Origin of the sequence: Pantoea sp. F_5 (genome assembly GCF_008631595.1) — a bacterium.
GTDB lineage: Bacteria > Pseudomonadota > Gammaproteobacteria > Enterobacterales > Enterobacteriaceae > Pantoea > Pantoea gossypiicola.
Map to the genome: position 1 here is coordinate 232,152 of NZ_VWUO01000001.1, position 15,919 is coordinate 248,070.

Consider the following 15,919-nt stretch of genomic DNA (forward strand, 5'->3'; position numbering starts at 1 on the left):
CTCAGGAAAATTCAGGGCCACCGGAGACGGTGGCTTTTTTTATGCGAGGAATATTTGATGGCATGGTACAGAACCGGCACGATTGCCGCAGCAAAAGACAGTAAAACCGTTACCGGCACCGGGACAAAGTGGGCGGACAACAAACAGGGGATTGGAGCCGGGCAGATGCTGCTGGTACCGGGCAGCGGCAGCGTACAGGCTTATGAGATTGCGTCGGTTAGGAGTGATACTGAGCTGACCGTGACGGAAGCAGTTGCCAGCGAAATCAGCGGCAGCGCCTACGCTATCCTGGCATTTTACGGTAACTCCTATCCGGACTTTGCCCGCCAGCTGGCCGCGCAGTTGAAATACTATCAGTCCCAGATGGACGGCTGGCAGGAAATTATGACGGGAACCGGCGACGTCACGCTGGTGGCACCGGATGGCACTAGTGTGACCATCAGCAGTCTGAGCAAGCTGACGTCTGCTCTCGCAGAACGTGCAATAACAGGCAGCAATGCTCAGTTTTCAGGACTGGAGTTGATGTCTCAAACGCCCTACATAGACTTTCATTATAATAAATCTGAGGCTGACTATAGCGTCAGGATGATTTGCACGGAGCAGAGCGCACTGGAGCTGACCGCAGCCAGCGGAAATGTTTCACTGCACGTTAACGGAGGAATTCGCGCAGGGGGCGCGAATAATCCCGGTGGAATTAATTTATACCGGGGCAACGGTGATGCATCAAGCCTGTGGGGAGTAAATGCCAGCGATGGTAATTTTAACATCGCCAGAGGCCCCAGTGCCGGTCTGAATGTGGTCATGGGTGATGCGTATCTCGACAAAGTTAAGGGGATTTACACAAAACGAGGTGCGTCAGGAGTTTATGGCGCTAACAAATATCAGTTCTACTGGACCGGAACGTTAATGGAATGCTGGGTTGATGCCAGTGGAGTCGGTACCCTGCAACTAACACCAATGTCAGACCGGCAACTAAAAAAGGATATTGTGTATCGGCACGATGCTCATAAGGCGCTTGATGAAGTGTGTAAGTGGCAGCCCGCTGATTTCAAAATGAAGGCACGCGGTATCATTCCAGAAACAGCAGACCAGCTCGGGTTTATTGCAAATGACCTTGTGAAAGTTTCACCTGAATGCGTTGGCGGCAAGGGATTACCGGAGGATTACGATATCGAAGCTGATCCTAATAATTCCGACGCATATTTTCTTAATCAGGTTCCAATGATTGCCAAACTGACACAGGCAATACAGGCCCAGCAGATAATGATAAAAGAGCTTCAGCAGCGGTTGTCAGTTTTAGAAAACTCCGGAAGTTAGATTGTCTATAAATGAATCGCTGAATGCCGCATGAATTAAACACAAGTCCAGCCCCGGCAGCCTGAAATTTTGGGACAACCTCAGCTTTACAATTTTGCCTGCCTTTTCGTCTTGATCAAATCTACCGATCAATATTACTGTTTATCTATACAGTTTTCGAGATTGGTCTATGCGCAGATTTTCAACTGGTGGCTATACGTTCTACATACTGCAACGAGGCGAGCGGGCACCTGACCCGCTGGCTGATACCGGATTTTGTGGGGCTTATCTGATCTGGCCGCGAAAAAATGGTTACTGGGATGTTCGTGAGTTCATCTCAGGGCAGTGGCAGGAGATAACAGATGTGCAGTTTGACACTGAGAGTGCAGCATTTAGTTTCGTCTATGAACAATACCGCATTCGTGTTAAGGCTTACATCCGAAAGGTTGATGCAAGGCATGAGGGTCTAAAAGATTTAGCTCTTCCAGAGATAAAGTCTTGACGGGGATTAAGATGAATCTCAGTTTATTTATAGCTTGACCAAATAAGTCTCAAGTACAAACGCCAGCGCTAGACTGTTGGCGCTTATTCACTGATAGAGCCTGAGGCAAGGGGGTTATTAAGCATATTTTGGAAGGCTGAACCGCTGCGGAGGGGAATTCTGTGTACATATATGGGTACCTAAAAAATAAATAGTCCAAGTCAATGCATTGATTTATATGTTATTTTTTATTTTATTTGCTTTACCCATTTAACTAAGAGGACCGCGGCGTGCAGTATAGCGAAAGAGGTCTGAAGATTCACCAGGTTGCCGTGCGTTTGCTCATTCCTCCAGCAACACTGCTTTTATCTCTTCCTTTTGTTGCTATTCAGGTCGTGACGGCGAAGGTGCTAAACCCAAAATAAGCGCATCGCCGCCAGTAAGCTTACTCATATTCCATGTAGATAATGATGGTGCCGACCACGGTGCCAGGCGACGCGTTTGCTGCATCAAAAATTTTATAGCGTGCACCAATATCGATCGCCGTCAGCGATGAAACGAGATCCTTGCCTTTGGTCATCGCTGCCAGTGAGGTGGATGCAGAGTCATAACCGGTCGTGAATTTCAATGGATCAGAAAGGGTGTTAAACAGTTGAAATCCAATGCCTGAAGAGGTTGACGATGCATTCCTGACGATGTAGTTGGCGCTATCAACGATATCGTTACTGTAGGCTCTCAGATTGAAAGTTTTCGTGGCCTGACTGTTTATGCTTCCGCTACAAGAGAGAGGGATAGAGAACTGCGTATCTGAATAATCACCGGATTTCAGAGTAAACAGCGTTGTTGAAGGTAAAGTGAACGATTGGCTCTGAATGCTACAGGTGGTGCTGATCGGTACAAACGCAACATTGATCGATGAAAATCCCTTAAGTTCATTATATGAGGCGGCTGCGGCTGAAGCTTTAGTTGCTACAAAGCCACGTAGTGCGCTGGCAGTGGGATAAGTGGTGCTGCCGTTCGATGAAATCAAATACATCAACGGAATTTCAGCGTTGCCGGTGGTAGTAGCTGCATCATAAGTGGTGCCGTCTGCTATTTGCGCATTGATAGTAATGTCGGTATCAAAATCTGAGGCGGGATAATCCTGGCTGATGAAACCTACACTGAATAGCTTACTTGTAACGGGAATAGACGCTGTAAACTTAATATAATAATCTTCATCGCCAGATGAAAACTTAACCGTATAGCCATCTTCAATCCCATTACGGTAATAGAGGGTTTCACCGCTGGTCTGGCATCCCAGTTTAAAACCGGTAAAATTTGAGCTTATGGTCACTGAATAATTACTTGTCAGTGAAAGCATGTTTGCCAGATCGATATCACTTGACGTGGAAGTCGCCACGATAGAACTGCCAGTTGCCAGACTGTATGGGTTGCAAAAAGCTAGCGCCTGATTAATCGAAGCGATCGCGAGCCCAAAAAATATTCCCGAGGCGATTAACAGATTCTTTATAAACGTGTACATAGATTATCTCCGGTAAGAACCGCGTTTTTAATCACGCAGGACTGCTGTTTATCGAACCGCGCCAGAATATAGTCAGGCAGGGCATCAGCTTTGACGTAAATCAGGCCGCCCTGAGCAACAAAACCTAACTCTGCTCCTTTTCGGTCAAAGAGCGAGGCACCAAACGCCAGCGGTGTTCCATCAGGGTGACGGGCCAGTAATGAAAATGTTTTTCGCGTATCGGTCATGTATTTCACATAAGAAATACTGCCTTTCCAGGGCGCGATTTTTTTAATATTCCCCTGAATATCACTGGCGGATTCAGAATTAAGATGAAATGTATTTTTGCGCCACGGCGTCGCGAAGGGCACCAGCGCCTTACCCTGACTATTCGTATAAATTGTCGCGTTACCATTAACTTTCGCACCAGCAATGCCTGGCGCATCAATAATCACGAAGTGATTACCGGTCTGTGGCGACGTTAACAAGCCGTGCTGAGAGAGCAGAATAGTTCCCGACGCCGTCGCGCCATATTGGGTATATTTCTCACCCTGTGTCAGATTCCCGGTAAAGGTCGACCACGGAGATGCATAAGAGAAATAACCGCCAGAAGAGAGACCGTCACGGCTTCTATTATTCACTAACAGGTTATACCTGAACGCGTCTGAAACCTTCTCATTCCAGCCCAGAGAGGTGCTTGACTGGCTTCCTTCAACACTGGATGAGGCACTGACAGTGCCATCGTGCCCAAATATGCTCCAGGGAATGCTGAGTGTTAAACTGGCATACTCTTCCTGGCGATAAACCGCATTACTGCGATTCTCTTCGTATGTTTCTGCATTAGTGTAAATTCTTTTGCCTGCATTCAGTGACCAGGAAATCTGATTATAAGTGTTGCTCCATCCCACACTGAACTGGCGAGAGACCTTGTCAGTATTCCAGTAACCCACAGCATAAAGGCTGGCGTTTAAACTGCCATAACCTGCGGGCAGGCGTTGATCAATAGCCAGATTAAGACTGTTCTTTTCCTGAGCTCGGTAGCCTATACGGTCGCTGATATATTCAGCAGCGGTGTCCGCCTGACTCAGAGTAATGAAGTTTTTGTCGCTGTAAGAGGCCGCAACAGTGACTGATGTTCGGGTTGGAAAATGTTTATTCAGCGCCACCCTGACTTTCTCACCTTGCTGCTTTTCTTCTGTCAAATTTGCCTGGGTATATTGATAGCTGGTAGTCAGCGTACCGAGCCACGGAACAAGCAGACCGGTACCGATCAGTCCTGACTGGTATTTTTCGGCAGCAATGACACCGGTAACCATTGTTAAATAATTGTTAATGCCCCGACTATACTCTGCCTGAACAAAATCATTCTGCCTGAACAGGGCGTCACTTTTAAATTTACCGGCATATATCTCCCAGTCGGTGGAGCCGCTTCTTAGCAGGCTGCCTGCAGCCGAGTATGGGATGATGGTCGTGGTTTTACTGCCATCTGCGTTTTCAATAACGAGTGAGAGGTCAGAACGTGAGCCGGTTGGCATAAGGTCAGCAAATTCAAAAGGACCTGGGGGAACGCTCTGCTGAAAAACAACCCGGTTATCCTGTAGCACCTTAACAATCGCATTGGTTTGTGCCACACCGCTGATGACGGGCATATAGGTTCGGTAGCTGTCAGGCAACATGGCGAGATCTTTAGTCAGACTGAATCCGCGAAACTTAACACTGTCGAACCAGGATGAGCGGGTGTAATCGTCACCCACTTTAACTGCCGAGTTGATCGCCGGAATCGATTTCTCAAGATAGCGAGAACGGTTCATCCAGCGGGAAGTGGTCTGATTGCGATAGTAATAGCTATTGTCGCGCAGATGCCAGTCAGCCACGTTAAAGCCGCTATTCAGGGTCAGATAAAGATTGGACTGGTTATTACTGTCACGGTATTTACCGCCAGAAAAGATGGCACTGTAGTTCGTGAATAACCCTGTGATTCCCTTATCCCACAATTCTGGCGGCATCCAGTTGCGGTCGTGCGCAATAATACGTGCCTGCGGGACGGTAATATCCAGCTGGAAAATATCCTGACGAAACTTAAGCGCGTCGTCAGTGACAATATCCTGCAGGTCAACCCAATCCTGGTTCAGCGGCGTCAGTTTCTTATCATGTGCGTCAGGGTCGGTTTTGATATCTAAAGCACTGATATCTTCTCTGGGAATAAGAAAGACGCCATTCCCTTCCACTCTTAGCTGATGATTACCTTTCCACTCTTTATTAACATAAATATCCACGCTGTAGATGCCAGGAGAGATAGGGTTTCTCTCGCTGGACCAGGCTTCATTCGAGGCGCTACCGAGCATAAAGCCCTGATTGAATTCTTCCTCAGCATAGCTGCGAATGCATACAGCGACGCTGATGAAAAGTAACGTTGTTTTTAGAAGAGTCAGTCTGGTATTCATTAGCGGCTGATATCAACTGTTCTTAAAGTTCCGAAATCATCAATGTATGTCAGATAAAATTTTCCCTGGGTTGAGAAACCTGCAGACTTACCAACAGAGGCGCAACTAAAGGGTTTTGCCAGTACGGATTCCTGCAGCAGATTATCTTTTTTACTGCCATTTTTGACTTTGCTTAATCCGGCAACGGTGACGTAATAGGGTGAGCTGTTTTTAATACAGGTGCCATTGTTAACACGCGTCAGCTTCAGGTGATCCTGCAGTTTATTTTGATTGATGCTCAGATTAGTTGGACGATAAAAAACTTTGACGCGGTTTCTGATAGCAAACTGGAGGTAGCTACCGCTTTTATCTTTTGGATTCGGTGGGATATCGATGAAATTCAGCCAGAATAGGCTTTCACGATCTTTTGGCAGTGAGGCAGCCAGATCATTTTTGACTACAGTCAGAATCTGACCATCATTGGCACCGATGCGAACTACGGAAGGCACAACGGCCAATGCCAGCCTGAGGTTTTCAGGTTTCTCATCAGGATTTCCGTTGTCTATCCATGACTGAACAAGATGAGCTTCTGCTGATTTATTGACGAGCTGTACGTTGACGCTTTTCTTGTCACCACTATAGATAACACGCGTATTATTCATCACGACGCTGGCGTTTGCGCTTAATGAAAAAATGCATAGCAGTGTGCCTAAAGAAACGAGTTTCATTTTCAGTCCTCATTTTTTAGACATCCTTGTCTCAGCGAAATATCCTGTTTTTACAATTATTCGTAAGTGAAGGTGTAAGTTGCAGTGGTCACCACTGAACCGGCTGTTACTGCTGCGCCGCCATAGTTGTAATAGTTGGCGTAGTAGTTAATGGCACCGCCTGGTGCAGTATCAAAGTTTGTGCCGTCTGAAGAGGTGGTTTTCAGGCCACTGTCCAGCGCGGAGTTCAGCGCAACCAGCTGGCTGCCATCTTTAGTAATACCGATGCCCACGCCGCTTGAGGTGCCAGTCGTGTTTTTCAGGTAGGTGTTGTCATCAGAGACATTCCCGCCTGAAAAAGTGATTTTCAGCGTCTGCGCTGTAGCGCTGGTGCTGTCAAAACCTGAACAGCCATCTACATTCAGCGTGAACTGTTTTGCATTAGTGCTGACTACGCCAACGGTAGTGCCCATATCGGTGCTGGTGACCGGATTTAAATCAACCGCAAAGTCACTTCCGCTGTTGGTTGTTACGTTACAGGTTGCATCTGTTACTGCACCATAAAAGGTGATGGTGCCACCCCCGACATCAGCAGTAGTAGAGGTGGCGAAAGCGACCTGGCAGGTCATTAACAGGGCAATTCCTGCAGTGATTTTATTAAGCGCTAATTTTTTCATTTTTTATAATCCTTTTGTTGAGTCAGATTAACGTGACGTGTATTGGCACAATAAAAAGTCTCTTCAAGTGGTGAGGCAGGATTTATTACCTGGCCCTTGTTGTGTGCAATTAACAGGAAATAAGTTGATGCGGCAATAAGCTCTATTTTCAGGGGTTAACTTAATTAATTCCTCCTTAATAAATTAAAGTGAATAAATTAAGTGATTTTCCAGTCTGGCGTATACTGTGGCGCATCAGGAATCAGCCTTTCCTGTTAGCGGTAAAGGTAACAAAAAATCGGGTGGGGGAATATATGTCTGGCGTTATATATATTTATTCAAAAGCTAATGAATTTTAATTTTGTGGGGAGATAATGTTGAGTGGTGTCTGGTTTTATTAACATGCTTTCCAGAATGAGAATTACCCACGAATAATCAAAGCTAAATTGACATGAAGTGAATTTAATTTACGATACGTTCGCGCTAAGCGCAAATGATAATGTCTATTATTGATTATTTATCTATCCTCAGCTGGCGACGCTATGCTTTATATTCAGCCGCAGGCTTTCAAATCGCCATGCAGTGCAAAAAAGCACAGCATGGCGTTGATCCGACCGCTATTACTCGGTGTTTTCCTGCGCTTCACGCTGGCGGCGCTTCTCCTGCTTCCTCTTTTCGGCCTTGGCTTTAGCCACGGCGGCTTCACTCATATCATTGCGGATTTGCGCATGGCTTATCAGGGCAAAAATCAGGGTACCACCGGTAATGTTGCCGAGCAGCGTTGGCAGGGCAAACGGCCACAAAAACTCATGCCAGCTGATGCTGCCATTGAAAACCAGATAAAGCACTTCTACCGAGCCTACTACGATATGCGCCAGATCACCCAGCGCAACCAGCCAGGTCATCATGACAACAACCAGCAGCTTAGCGCCCCCCGCAGAGGGAAACATCCAGACCATAGTGGCGATAATCCAGCCTGAAATCACCGCATTGGCAAACATCTCACCGGGAGTGTTTTCCATCACCTTCATACTGATATCGGTAAACGCCTGGCGGGTAGCCTCATCAAATATCGGCATCTCATTGAATGCCAGCGCACCGAGTGCCGTACCGATTAAATTTCCGAATAAAACAATGCTCCATAACCGCAACAGCAGACCCGCATTACTCCAGGTCGGTTTGTGCATCACTGGTAACACGGCGGTAACGGTATTTTCAGTAAACAGTTGCTGGCGCGCCATAATGACAATAACAAAACCAAAGGTATAACCGAGGTTTTCAAGCAGGAATGCGCCCGGTACGCCATCCAGATGCACCTGGAATATCCCTTTAGCCATCAGCGAGGCGCCCATAGACAGGCCCGCCGCGATAGCTGACCAGAGCAGCGCCATACCGTCGCGCTCCAGCTCCTTTTCTCCATCCTGGCGAATTTCCTCATGGATCGCCGCTGCGCGGGAGGGTAAAGCCTCCTCATCGACTTCGATGTCAGTGCCCTTGTCCTTCTCTTCGCTTTCTACGTCGTTAGGACCCTGTTCGTTACCTGATGAAGGCTTCATATTTTCTCCTGGTGATAGTGCTGTAGCGTAATAAGCGTAGTCGTTTTTTATTTGCTGAGAATGTAACAATCAGTGCGAATAAGCGTAACAACGTTTTTCGGAACTGCATTTTTATTCAGACTTCTGACGATACCGCACGAATAAGCTACTGGCAGCGAAACTGAGCGGTGGCTCACACTTCGGCCCACAGCAACATTGTGGTAATATCCCGGCCACTTTTAGCTGGTGCGATTCTCCCCTCGATGTTGGAAATCATTACGCTCACTTGTGCATACGATGAACGCGCGCTGTTCCGACGGCTCTCTTTTTGCGTCTCTGCTGGTGACATTGTGCAGATTGAAGGCCCGAATGGTGCCGGTAAGACCTCGTTATTGCGCCTGATGGCCGGCCTCAGCCGTCCTGAAGAGGGTGAAATACGCTGGCAACAGCAGCCAATCCTGCGGCAGCGTGAAACCTGGCACCAGGCAATGCTTTATCTGGGCCACCATACCGGTGTCAAAGGCGTGCTTACGCCGCTGGAAAATCTGCGTTTTTACCATCCCGATTGCAGTGATGCGCAGATCTTTGCTGCGCTTGAGTGTGTCGATCTTACGGGCGATGAAGAGGTGCCGGTCAGCCGGTTGTCGGCGGGCCAGCAGCGTCGGGTGGCGCTCGCGCGCTTGTGGCTAAGCCATGCCAGCCTGTGGATCCTCGATGAGCCCCTGACCGCCATCGACAAAGCGGGAATTGAAAAATTAATGGCGCAATTCGTCCGGCATGCCGATAACGGCGGTGCAGTGATCCTGACAACCCATCAGGATTTGCCTGCGGATGCAGCACGGGTGCGTAAAATTCGCCTCGGCGACGAGGAGGCAGAGTGATGCTGTTTCGCCTCATCCAGCGTGAATTGCGCATTGCCTTTCGCAGCGGTGCGGATGTGGTTAATCCGCTCTGGTTTTTCCTGATTGTCATTACCCTGTTTCCGCTGGGCATCGGACCGGATCCGCAACAGCTGGCGCGTATTGCGCCGGGCGTTGCCTGGGTTGCCGCACTGCTGGCGTCGCTGCTGGCGCTGGAACGGCTATTCCGCGATGACTTCAGCGATGGTTCGCTGGAGCAACTGGTGCTGCTGCCAACGCCTCTTCCGCTAACGGTTATCGGCAAAGTGGTGGCGCACTGGCTGGTTACCGGCGTGCCACTGATTATTCTGTCGCCGCTGGCTGCGCTGCTGCTGTCGCTGGATTTTAATGGCTGGCGGGCGATGGCGCTGACGCTGTTGCTAGGCACGCCAACCCTGAGTTTTCTCGGTGCCATTGGCGTGGGTCTCACGGTAGGTTTACGACGCGGCGGCGTACTGTTAAGCCTGCTGGTGCTGCCGCTGGCTATTCCTGTCCTGATCTTTGCCAGTGCGGCGATGGAGGCGGCCAGTCAGGGATTGCCGACGGGGGGCTATCTGGCCATTCTTGGCGCGATGCTGCTGGGCAGCGCTACGCTCGCGCCGTTTGCTACGGCGGCGGCGCTACGCATTACTTTGCAGTAACCGGCTTGTACCAGCCGCACGTGAAAGACGCGGCAATACTCTTTTATCGTTAATGTGAGCATCTGATATGTGGAAAGCGTTACATCAGCTGGCCAGACCCGAACGGCTTTATCAATTTTCGGGTCGACTGGTGCCCTGGTTTGCCGTTGCAGGGCTGGCGTCATTGCTGCTGGGCTGGGGCTGGGGATTCGGTTTTGCTCCTGCCGACTATCAGCAGGGCGACAGTTTTCGCATCATGTATATCCATGTACCCGCCGCGATGTGGTCGATGGGCATCTATGCCTCAATGGCTATCGCCGCCTTTATTGGTCTGGTGTGGCAGATGAAGATGGCCGATCTGCTCTCTGCCGCCATGGCACCCGTGGGGGCGGTTTTTACCTTTATTGCGCTGGTCACCGGTTCTGCCTGGGGCAAGCCGATGTGGGGCACCTGGTGGATCTGGGATGCGCGTCTGACGTCGGAGCTGGTGCTGCTGTTCCTCTATATGGGCGTTATCGCGCTTTATCATGCTTTTGATGATCGCCGCACCGCAGGCCGGGCCGCCGGCATTCTGATTCTGGTTGGCGTGGTCAATCTGCCCATCATTCACTTCTCGGTGCAGTGGTGGAATACCCTGCATCAGGGCTCGTCAGGCCTTCTTCAGCAGGCGATTGCGCCCGTGATGCGAACCCCCCTGCGCTGGGCAATCCTGGGTTATCTGCTGCTGTTTATCACGCTGACCCTGATGCGGTTACGCAACCTGATCCTGTTAACTGAACGTCATCGTCCCTGGGCGTTAGATGTGGCGAAGCAGGGAGAGCAGGCATGACCCCGGCATTTACCTCCTTGCACGCCTTCTTTGCGATGGGCGGTTACGCCTTTTACGTCTGGCTGGCGGTTGCCTGCACGCTGCTACCGCTTATCGGCCTGACGCTGCATACGCTGTTGCTGCGCCGACGCCTGCTGGCTGAGATCCGCCAGCGTGATGCACGGGAACGCCGCATCCGGGTGGCGAAAACGAAAAAAGCCGTAGCTGATGCGGCAGGAGAGACACTGTGAATATCCGTCGACGCAACCGCCTCTATGCGGCAGTGGCGATCCTGCTCGGCCTTGGCCTGGCCACCGCGTTGGTCATGTATGCGCTGCGCTCAAACATCGATCTGTTCTATACCCCGGGTGAAATTCTCTACGGCAAAGGCGAGGCGCACGAGAAGCCTGAAGCGGGCCAGCGACTGCGCGTCGGTGGCATGGTGATGCCCGGCAGCGTCCGGCGCGATCCCAATACGCTGGCGGTATCGTTCAAACTTTATGATGCACGCGGCGTGGTCAGCGTCAGTTTTGAAGGCATCCTGCCGGATCTGTTCCGGGAAGGGCAGGGCGTTGTCGCACAGGGCGTGCTGACGACGGGCAACCAGATTATCGCCAAAGAAGTGCTGGCGAAACATGATGAGAAATACACGCCGCCGGAGATTGAAGACGCGATGAAGCAAAATCACACCGGCCCGCAATCGCTCTATCAGGCGGGAAATAAATCACCATGATGCCCGAGATTGGTACCTTTCTGCTCTGCCTGGCGCTGGGGCTTTCGCTGCTGCTGAGCAGTTATCCGCTGTGGGGTGCAGTGCGCCAGGATGCCCGTCTGATGGCAATGGCGCGTCCGTTGGCCAGCGGGCTGTTTGTCTGCATCGCAGCGGCGTTTGCGCTGCTGGTCTGGGCCTTTATCAGCAACGACTTTACCGTTGCCTATGTCGTCACGAACTCCAACAGCCTGCTGCCGGTCTACTACCGCATCGCCGCCACCTGGGGCGCACACGAAGGTTCACTGCTGCTGTGGGTGCTGCTGCTCAGCACCTGGACACTGGCGGTGGCGATCTTCAGCCGCGGGATGCCGCAGGATGCACTGGCCCGCGTGCTTGCCGTCATGGGAATGATTAACCTCGGCTTTCTTCTGTTTATCCTGCTGACCTCTAATCCGTTTAGCCGCACGCTGCCGGACTTTCCGATAGACGGGCATGACCTGAATCCGATGCTGCAGGATATCGGTCTCATTTTCCATCCGCCGCTGCTCTATATGGGCTACGTCGGCTTTTCGGTGGCGTTTGCCTTTGCCATCGCCTCACTGATGGCCGGACGGCTCGATACCGCGTGGGCGCGGTGGTCACGTCCCTGGACCACCGCGGCCTGGGTCTTTCTGACCATCGGTATCGTCCTCGGTTCTGCGTGGGCCTATTACGAGCTCGGCTGGGGCGGCTGGTGGTTCTGGGATCCGGTTGAAAATGCCTCATTTATGCCGTGGCTGGCGGGCACGGCCCTGATGCACTCGCTGGCAGTCACCGAAAAGCGCGGCACCTTTAAAGCCTGGACCGTGCTGCTGGCGATTACCGCGTTTTCGCTGAGTCTGCTGGGGACATTCCTGGTACGATCCGGCGTGCTGGTGTCAGTGCATTCTTTTGCCTCCGATCCGGCGCGCGGGATGTTCATCCTTGCGTTTCTGGTCATCGTTATCGGCAGTTCGTTGCTGCTCTACGCCATTAAAGGCGGGCAGGTGCGTGGCCGGGTTCAGAATGAAACCTGGTCACGGGAATCGTTCCTCCTGGGTAATAACGTGCTGCTGATTGCTGCAATGCTGGTGGTGCTGCTCGGCACCCTATTGCCGCTGGTGCATAAGCAACTGGGGCTGGGCAGCATCTCGGTCGGTGAACCCTTCTTCAACACGATGTTCAGCTGGCTGATGGCACCGTTTGCTTTGCTGATGGGGATCGGCCCGCTGGTGCGCTGGCGTCGCGATGAACCCCAGAAGCTCGCAAAACGGCTGGGGCTGGCGCTGATTGTCACTCTGGCCTGTTCCATGATCGTTCCCTGGTGGCTGCAGGATCGCATTGCGGCGATGACTGTGGTTGGTCTGCTGATGTCGCTCTGGATTATCGTGCTGACGCTGCTGGAACTGCATGAGCGCGCCACCCATCGTCATCCGTTCTTTGTGGGTTTACGTCACCTGTCACGCAGCCACTGGGGCATGGTGCTGGGCCATCTTGGTGTGGGTGTGACGGTGATTGGCATTGCCTTCAGTACGCAGTACAGCGTGGAACGCGACGTGCGGATGAGAGCAGGTGATAGCGTCGATATTCATCACTATCACTTTGTCTTCCGCGGCGTGCAGAATCTGCAGGGACCTAACTACAGCGGCGGCATGGGCATCATTGACGTCACCCGCAACGGCAAACATGAAGCGACGCTGCAGGCGGAAAAACGCTTTTACACCGCCGCCCGTACCATGATGACCGAAGCGGCGATTGATGGCGGTTTCAGCCGCGATCTCTACGCGGCGCTGGGCGAAGAGCTGGAGGATGGCGGCTGGGCTGTGCGCATCTACTACAAACCCTTTATCCGCTGGATCTGGTTCGGTGGTGCGCTGATGGCGCTGGGCGGGCTGTTCTGCCTGTTTGATCCCCGTTACCGTTCGCGCAAAAAAGCAGAAGCGGAGGCACGGACATGAACAAGAAAATCTTGTTTATTCCCCTGATGCTGTTTCTGCTGCTGGCGGCCGCGCTGCTGTGGCAGCTAACGCGTAATGCCGATGGTGACGATCCGACCCGTCTTGAATCGGCTCTGATTGGCAAACCGGTGCCGCTGTTCCGGCTGGAAGCCCTGGATCAGCCGGGCAAAACGTATGATCAGCGCGTGCTGACAGATGGCCAACCGATATTGCTCAACGTCTGGGCGACCTGGTGTCCGACCTGCCGCGCTGAGCATCACTATCTGAATACGCTGGCGGAGCAGGGCATTCGTGTCGTCGGATTGAACTATAAAGACGATCGTCAGAAGGCGGTTAACTGGCTGAATACGCTGGGCAATCCCTATGCGCTAAGTCTCTACGACGGCAACGGCATGCTGGGGCTGGATCTCGGCGTCTATGGTGCGCCGGAGACTTTCCTGATCGATGGTAAAGGGATTATCCGTTATCGCCACGCGGGCGATCTCAATGCGCGCGTCTGGGAGCAGGAAGTGAAACCCTTGTGGATGAAATACAGTGCGGAGGCGGGATCATGAAAATGCTGTTACTGCTCTGCGGCCTGCTGTTCAGCATCAACCTGTGGGCAGGCATCGACACGCTGCAATTTGACTCGGAGGCCCAGGAAGAGCAATACCGCGATCTGACCGCGTCACTGCGCTGTCCGAAATGTCAGAACAACAGCATCGCCGACTCGAATGCCATGATTGCCGCCGACATGCGGCTGAAAGTTTATGAGCTGATGAAGCAGGGACAGAGTCGCCAGCAGATTATCGACTACATGGTGGCGCGCTACGGCAACTTCGTCAGCTATTCGCCACCGGTCACGCCTTCAACCCTGATTCTGTGGGCGGGTCCGGCGCTGTTTGCGCTGCTGGGTGGTGTGGTGATCATCCTGCGCAGCCGTCAGCGCAAAACCCGCAGTGAGCTGGATGAAGATGAGCAACAGCGTCTTAATGCGCTACTGAAGTCTGACAGGAAGCCGTAATGAGTGCATTCTGGATTACCCTTTTTCTGTTACTGCTGGCGGCCTGCACGCTGTTTCTGGCCGCAGGCTGGCGGCAGCGTCAGGCCAGCGCAGGCGATCGCGATCGCCTGAATCAGCGTTTCTATCATCAGCGGATAGAGGAGCTGGCGCAGGATGAAGCGCAGGGCGTCGTTGCTGAGCGTCCGCTGATGGAACGGGAGCTACAGCAGACGCTGCTGGCGGATATCCCGCCGGCACAGACGCTGCAGTCACACAGCAGCCGCCGCTGGATTCTGCTGCCAGGCCTGATTGTGCTGGTTGCGGTTTCGCTGGGCACTTATCTGAAAACCAGCGGCCTGGCACAATTCACCGGCTGGATGCAGGTGCAGCAGGCGTATCCTGAGCTGCGTGCCCGTCTGATGGACCCCGGCGCAAAACCGCTGAGCATGGAGGAGCTGGCGCGTTTACAGCTCGGATTGCGTACCGCGTTGCAAACCGAACCGGATAATCTGGCCGACTGGACAATGCTGGGACGGCTCGGCATGGTGCTGAATAATGCGGAAATTGCCAGCCAGGCTTTTGAGCATGCACTACAGCTGGCCCCCAACGATCTGGCGCTGAAGCAGGATTATGCAGAGGTGCTGACAAGATCCGCCGATCCGCAGGATAACCGTCAGGCATCACTGCTGCTGCAATCCTTGCTTAAAGCTGATCCGCAAAATCTGCGGACGCTGAGCCTGCTGGCGTATAACGCTTACGGTCAGCAACAGTATGATCAGGCTATCGATGCATGGCAGACTCTGCTGGGTCTGTTGCCTGCCGGTGATTCGCGACACGCGATGATCGCCCGCAGTATTGAAAAGGCCCGAAGCGATGCCGGGCAGCAGAGTCGTCAGCTGGCGCTGACAGTGACGCTGACCCCAGAGGCAGAAAAAATGTTACCGCAGGACGGAGTGTTGTATATTTCGGTTTCTGACGGGGATTCACCGGTACCGGTGGCGGTTAAGCGTATGCCGCTCAGCCACTTCCCGCTGTCGCTGACGCTGGATGACAGCAATGCCATGATGCCGGATCGCCTGCTTTCGGCGCAGCATCAGGTTGAGGTTCGGGTGCGGATTTCCCGCGATGGCAGCGCCAATCCGCAGCCAGGTGACTGGCTGGGTCTGAGCGCGGTGACACCCTGGGATGGGCATCAGCCGATCGCGGTGGAGATCAATAAGCAGCTACCCTGAACGTCAAAATGATAACGTTAAAAATGATGCGTGCTATTGCCTGCTGCCTCTGGCACAAAGTCAGCTATGCTCATCGGATAAGCCGATA

16 protein-coding genes are annotated in these 15,919 nt (G+C 52.2%); 11 read left to right on the plus strand and 5 right to left on the minus strand.

The features are described from left to right. Nucleotides 1-57: 57 nt before the first annotated feature. Nucleotides 58-1,317 (plus strand): tail fiber domain-containing protein, encoded by a 1,260-nt coding sequence (locus F3I44_RS01200; protein ID WP_190286007.1) that lies wholly within the window; start codon nt 58-60, stop codon nt 1,315-1,317. A gap of 169 nt (nt 1,318-1,486) precedes the next feature. Then, complete coding sequence (locus tag F3I44_RS01205; protein ID WP_190286006.1) at nt 1,487-1,798, plus strand: hypothetical protein; 312 nt, start codon at nt 1,487-1,489, stop codon at nt 1,796-1,798. A gap of 424 nt (nt 1,799-2,222) precedes the next feature. Here F3I44_RS01205 and F3I44_RS01210 read toward each other — a convergent pair whose 3' ends face one another. From F3I44_RS01210 to F3I44_RS01230, 5 genes are all read right to left on the minus strand, one after another. Next, a complete protein-coding gene (locus F3I44_RS01210) occupies nt 2,223-3,302 on the minus strand; it encodes a fimbrial protein (RefSeq protein ID WP_150010638.1) in 1,080 nt (359 codons plus the stop codon). Beyond that, the gene (locus tag F3I44_RS01215) at nt 3,287-5,725 is read right to left on the minus strand and encodes a fimbria/pilus outer membrane usher protein (protein WP_150010636.1); all 2,439 of its coding nucleotides are present in this window, start codon (nt 5,723-5,725) and stop codon (nt 3,287-3,289) included. The genes F3I44_RS01210 and F3I44_RS01215 overlap by 16 nt, the downstream gene beginning before the upstream one ends. Continuing rightward, nucleotides 5,725-6,432, minus strand: a complete 708-nt coding sequence (locus F3I44_RS01220; RefSeq protein ID WP_150010634.1) for a molecular chaperone — start codon at nt 6,430-6,432, stop codon at nt 5,725-5,727. The genes F3I44_RS01215 and F3I44_RS01220 overlap by 1 nt, the downstream gene beginning before the upstream one ends. A 56-nt stretch (nt 6,433-6,488) precedes the next feature. Further along, nucleotides 6,489-7,088: a fimbrial protein gene (locus F3I44_RS01225; RefSeq protein WP_150010632.1), complete on the minus strand. Its 600-nt coding sequence runs from the start codon at nt 7,086-7,088 to the stop codon at nt 6,489-6,491. Nucleotides 7,089-7,687: 599 nt separating this feature from the next. Further along, nucleotides 7,688-8,623: a formate/nitrite transporter family protein gene (locus F3I44_RS01230; RefSeq protein ID WP_150010630.1), complete on the minus strand. Its 936-nt coding sequence runs from the start codon at nt 8,621-8,623 to the stop codon at nt 7,688-7,690. Nucleotides 8,624-8,865: 242 nt separating this feature from the next. On the opposite strand from F3I44_RS01230, the gene ccmA reads away from it, so the two are divergent. The 9 genes from ccmA (at nt 8,866) to ccmI (ending at nt 15,831) form a co-directional block, all read left to right on the plus strand. Beyond that, a complete protein-coding gene (gene ccmA, locus F3I44_RS01235; protein ID WP_150010628.1) occupies nt 8,866-9,483 on the plus strand; it encodes a cytochrome c biogenesis heme-transporting ATPase CcmA in 618 nt (205 codons plus the stop codon). Then, entirely contained in the window at nt 9,483-10,142 is a 660-nt protein-coding gene (ccmB, locus tag F3I44_RS01240; RefSeq protein ID WP_150010626.1) for a heme exporter protein CcmB, read from the plus strand. Before ccmA ends, ccmB begins: the two co-directional genes overlap by 1 nt. A gap of 67 nt (nt 10,143-10,209) precedes the next feature. Beyond that, on the plus strand, nt 10,210-10,950 hold the full coding sequence (locus F3I44_RS01245) for a heme ABC transporter permease (protein WP_150010624.1): 741 nt from the start codon (nt 10,210-10,212) through the stop codon (nt 10,948-10,950). Further along, nucleotides 10,947-11,180: a heme exporter protein CcmD gene (gene ccmD, locus F3I44_RS01250; RefSeq protein WP_150010622.1), complete on the plus strand. Its 234-nt coding sequence runs from the start codon at nt 10,947-10,949 to the stop codon at nt 11,178-11,180. Before F3I44_RS01245 ends, ccmD begins: the two co-directional genes overlap by 4 nt. After that, nucleotides 11,177-11,662 (plus strand): cytochrome c maturation protein CcmE, encoded by a 486-nt coding sequence (gene ccmE / locus F3I44_RS01255; RefSeq protein ID WP_150010620.1) that lies wholly within the window; start codon nt 11,177-11,179, stop codon nt 11,660-11,662. The genes ccmD and ccmE overlap by 4 nt, the downstream gene beginning before the upstream one ends. Continuing rightward, nucleotides 11,659-13,617: a heme lyase CcmF/NrfE family subunit gene (locus tag F3I44_RS01260; RefSeq protein WP_150010618.1), complete on the plus strand. Its 1,959-nt coding sequence runs from the start codon at nt 11,659-11,661 to the stop codon at nt 13,615-13,617. The genes ccmE and F3I44_RS01260 overlap by 4 nt, the downstream gene beginning before the upstream one ends. After that, nucleotides 13,614-14,171, plus strand: a complete 558-nt coding sequence (locus tag F3I44_RS01265) for a DsbE family thiol:disulfide interchange protein (RefSeq protein WP_150010616.1) — start codon at nt 13,614-13,616, stop codon at nt 14,169-14,171. Before F3I44_RS01260 ends, F3I44_RS01265 begins: the two co-directional genes overlap by 4 nt. Next, complete coding sequence (locus F3I44_RS01270; protein WP_190285899.1) at nt 14,168-14,620, plus strand: cytochrome c-type biogenesis protein; 453 nt, start codon at nt 14,168-14,170, stop codon at nt 14,618-14,620. The genes F3I44_RS01265 and F3I44_RS01270 overlap by 4 nt, the downstream gene beginning before the upstream one ends. After that, nucleotides 14,620-15,831, plus strand: a complete 1,212-nt coding sequence (gene ccmI / locus F3I44_RS01275) for a c-type cytochrome biogenesis protein CcmI (protein WP_150010614.1) — start codon at nt 14,620-14,622, stop codon at nt 15,829-15,831. Before F3I44_RS01270 ends, ccmI begins: the two co-directional genes overlap by 1 nt. The last annotated feature ends 88 nt before the right edge of the window (nt 15,832-15,919 follow it).

Excerpts from the sequence above, each read along its gene's own strand:
- F3I44_RS01225 (WP_150010632.1), bottom strand. The coding sequence starts at position 7,088 with ATGAAAAAATTAGCGCTTAATAAAATCACTGCAGGAATTGCCCTGTTA.
- F3I44_RS01200 (WP_190286007.1), top strand. The coding sequence starts at position 58 with ATGGCATGGTACAGAACCGGCACGATTGCCGCAGCAAAAGACAGTAAA.
- F3I44_RS01205 (WP_190286006.1), top strand. The coding sequence starts at position 1,487 with ATGCGCAGATTTTCAACTGGTGGCTATACGTTCTACATACTGCAACGA.
- F3I44_RS01260 (WP_150010618.1), top strand. The coding sequence starts at position 11,659 with ATGATGCCCGAGATTGGTACCTTTCTGCTCTGCCTGGCGCTGGGGCTT.
- F3I44_RS01270 (WP_190285899.1), top strand. The coding sequence starts at position 14,168 with ATGAAAATGCTGTTACTGCTCTGCGGCCTGCTGTTCAGCATCAACCTG.
- F3I44_RS01245 (WP_150010624.1), top strand. The coding sequence starts at position 10,210 with ATGTGGAAAGCGTTACATCAGCTGGCCAGACCCGAACGGCTTTATCAA.
- ccmA (WP_150010628.1), top strand. The coding sequence starts at position 8,866 with ATGTTGGAAATCATTACGCTCACTTGTGCATACGATGAACGCGCGCTG.
- F3I44_RS01230 (WP_150010630.1), bottom strand. The coding sequence starts at position 8,623 with ATGAAGCCTTCATCAGGTAACGAACAGGGTCCTAACGACGTAGAAAGC.
- F3I44_RS01220 (WP_150010634.1), bottom strand. The coding sequence starts at position 6,432 with ATGAAACTCGTTTCTTTAGGCACACTGCTATGCATTTTTTCATTAAGC.
- ccmI (WP_150010614.1), top strand. The coding sequence starts at position 14,620 with ATGAGTGCATTCTGGATTACCCTTTTTCTGTTACTGCTGGCGGCCTGC.
- F3I44_RS01215 (WP_150010636.1), bottom strand. The coding sequence starts at position 5,725 with ATGAATACCAGACTGACTCTTCTAAAAACAACGTTACTTTTCATCAGC.
- ccmB (WP_150010626.1), top strand. The coding sequence starts at position 9,483 with ATGCTGTTTCGCCTCATCCAGCGTGAATTGCGCATTGCCTTTCGCAGC.
- ccmD (WP_150010622.1), top strand. The coding sequence starts at position 10,947 with ATGACCCCGGCATTTACCTCCTTGCACGCCTTCTTTGCGATGGGCGGT.
- F3I44_RS01265 (WP_150010616.1), top strand. The coding sequence starts at position 13,614 with ATGAACAAGAAAATCTTGTTTATTCCCCTGATGCTGTTTCTGCTGCTG.
- F3I44_RS01210 (WP_150010638.1), bottom strand. The coding sequence starts at position 3,302 with ATGTACACGTTTATAAAGAATCTGTTAATCGCCTCGGGAATATTTTTT.